This is a genomic window from Pseudomonas sp. GM80, from assembly GCF_000282515.1.
In the GTDB taxonomy this organism is placed as follows: Bacteria; Pseudomonadota; Gammaproteobacteria; order Pseudomonadales; family Pseudomonadaceae; genus Aquipseudomonas.
Genome location: NZ_AKJD01000143.1, coordinates 1 through 2,905, shown reverse-complemented (window position 1 = coordinate 2,905; position 2,905 = coordinate 1). Strand labels below are relative to the sequence as shown.

Sequence of the window (2,905 nt, the reverse complement as noted above, 5' to 3'; positions counted from 1 at the left end):
GATCTTTTGATCTTGTTTTTACCAAACAACGTCAACAGATCGCAGCCTGCGGCAGCTCCTACAGAGCATCGGTGTTAGTACGGGTTGCAGTGTTGGGCTACAGCGGTGGCCTGATCGACATACGGACGCGCCGGTTCAAGGTTCCACTCAGGCTTGTTGCGCACGGGCTTGCCCTCGTAGGTTGCCGCCAGATGGCAGACCATCTGCCGACGCAGTGACCCGCCGTTGACGCTGTACTGGCGCCATTGCGAATCGTCTTTGTGCTTGTTGTAGAGCTCGGCAAACATCCGGTCAGTCTGGTCATCCTTGATCGCGCGGCCGCAGGCGGTCGGCACCACTGACAGCGACCAGGTGTTCGGCCCCAGTTTCGGATCCGGCCGTTGTACCCAAGTGCTCGATTCGATGTACTTCTCACAGAACTGTGGCGCCGCTGGCGTCGCGGTCTGGATGCACGAGAAGCTGGCCTTGGCCACCGGAGTTTTCGGGAAGTCGATCTTGATGATATTGCGATCCTTGCCGGTCTTGGCCTTGTAGTCGCGCTGATTGGCCATGGCATCATTCAAGCCGCGTTGGTCACTGTAGAAAAACGCCAGAATCGGCAGTTCATCGGTTTTCGGATTGCCCAGACGCAGCTCCGTCTGCGTTTGAAACTCACGGCTGTTGATGACTTTGCGCGCGCCCAGGAAGTTGCGGAACGCATCCACCCGCTCCTTGCTGCTCATCGGATTGCGCATGTTGAAACCGCACTGCAACTGATCCTGCTGCCGATTATTGTTGTACTGGGTGAAGTGCGCGACCCAGGCATTCGGGCTGGTGATCGGTGGTTTCATCGCCTGGCAAACCGCTTCTGTCGGGGCGGTATTTTTGTTGTCGCCACAGCCCCGATCATTGCGAAAATCGGTCCAGGCATCGTTGGGAAACGCACAGTAGACATGCACCGGCGTCTCGGGATCGCGCACCAGGTCTCTGGGCGTAATCAGATAGCCGTTCTGCGTGCTCATGCCTGGGTCTTCATAGCTGATGCCATCGGCGCGCATAAACGAGGCGGCGAACGTGCCGATTTCCACGGCTTTCGGGCTGGGATTCCACACGTCCCACTTCTGCCCCTTCGCCGGATCAGCGCGGTGCGTGCCGCGAACCAGTAGTCCGGAACAGTCCGACGCGGGGTCCTGCCCGCAACTGTCGACGGTTTTGTTATACAAGGTTTCGACCTTTTTCAGTGTCTCGTCGCACGACTCGGCATGCGCCCACGTCGCCTGAATCAGCAGCGGGAACATGAACAATGGAGCGATCCTGTTCAAACGTTTTTGCATGGCTTGCATCTCCTTGATTAGCCAACACACACCTTCAACGCGGCACCGGGTTGCAACCCGCCGCCCGGGTTTCGCTGTCCGACAACGCCGGCCGGAAAGGCTCGAGATTCCACGGCGTCTTGTTGCGGTAATTGACCAGCACGCAGCTCAATTGCTGACGCATGCTGCCCACCGACTTTTCGTTGTCGCGCCAATTGCTGTCAGCGCCTTTGAGGGCAAACAGTTGCTGGTAGATCGCGTCAATCTGTTCTTTAGGCAAGGCCCGCCCCGCCGCCGTGGGCACAATGCTCAGGCTCCATTCATCCTTGCGGGTGCCGGGGTCATAACGTTTGATCCAGTCGGCCGAAGCAATGTACTGCGCTGCAAGCGGTGGCGGCTGGGTGCCGCTCGCCGCGCCAAGATCTATCGCCTGATCGGCCGCAACGTAGCTGAAACGCTGTTCGGCAGGCTTGGTGAAATCCAGCCGCAGGATTGGCACGCTGTAGCCTCGCGCCTGAAGTTTTTTCTGGAAGTTGCGTGCGCTGTTCAGGCCGTTCTCGGGTTTCGGTGGCGCCTGATCACCGCGAGTGGCAAAGTTCTGCGTGCTGTTGACGTTGTAGATGAAGGCATCGATGTACTTCATGTTTTCACTGCCATCGTTGGTCGCCGTGGCGTTTTTCAACATGAACTCGTTGACCTGGGCACTGAAGGCAAAAGGGTCCTTGTTGGTGGTGTTTGGCCGCGACTCGTGCACGCGGATCATCGCTTTCCAGTCGCTGGGTTTTTCCGCGTTCCACGAACATTGGCCGTATTGAATCGGCCCCTTCATCAACCCGGTGTATTTCTGCGTCCACTGCTCGGCGGTGCTGACCCCGGCTTCGGCACAAGTGCCATAGGCCAGCGCGGCATTGCGATTGTTCATCACCCCCTGCGCCGCGCGCGGCGGCTCGCGACTGTCGAAGAAACCGCAGCCATACCACTTGCGCTCCGGCCCCGTGCCGCCATCGAAAGCGTAAATACAGGTGAAGCCCTGCTCCTTGACCGGAAGGTTCAGCGCCGCCGCATCGGTGGGCGTGCGCAGAATGAACCCGGCCGGGTGGATGAGGATTCGTGTGCTCAGATCCTTGCGAATCCACGAGTAGGACGTCGCACCTATCTTGATCGCGTAAGGGCTGTAATCCCACGGATTGAAAGGCCCGTCATTGACCATGCGCAGCGTCACGCCGCTGCAATAGTAGAGACCACGCGCCGCGCCGGTATCGGGTTCCTGGCAGGAATCCTTGAGGGTGTTGTAGTTGGAATTGATCCGCTTGAGTGTGTCCAGCGGATCAGGCTGCGGCTGGGCGAGCGCCGTGTTCAGCAATAGGGGCAGCGTGAGGGCGAGCGCCAAAGATGAAATTCTGCGCGATAGCACAGCGGAGTCCGAGCAATCCTTTGTCATGAGATACCGTCCTGGTAAATCGGCCCGACGCGATGGGCCTTCGAAATGACTATAGAACACATCTGCAAACACGATCCCCCTGTAGGAGCTGCCGCAGGCTGCGATCTTTTGATCTTGTTTTCAGGACATCAAGATCAAAAGATCGTCCGATCGCGGCCCGAGCCTGCGGCAG

Annotated in this window: 2 protein-coding genes; both read right to left on the bottom strand. The window is 58.6% G+C overall.

Annotated elements, in window-relative coordinates; genetic code table 11:
* Positions 1 to 74: 74 nt before the first annotated feature.
* Positions 75 to 1,313 carry a DUF2599 domain-containing protein gene (locus PMI37_RS19975; RefSeq protein ID WP_008084291.1) on the bottom strand — a complete coding sequence of 413 codons (1,239 nt, stop codon included), beginning with the start codon at positions 1,311 to 1,313 and terminating at the stop codon, positions 75 to 77.
* Between the two features lie 34 nt (positions 1,314 to 1,347).
* Positions 1,348 to 2,682, bottom strand: a complete 1,335-nt coding sequence (locus tag PMI37_RS19970) for a DUF2599 domain-containing protein (protein WP_238552718.1) — start codon at positions 2,680 to 2,682, stop codon at positions 1,348 to 1,350.
* Positions 2,683 to 2,905 lie beyond the last annotated feature (223 nt).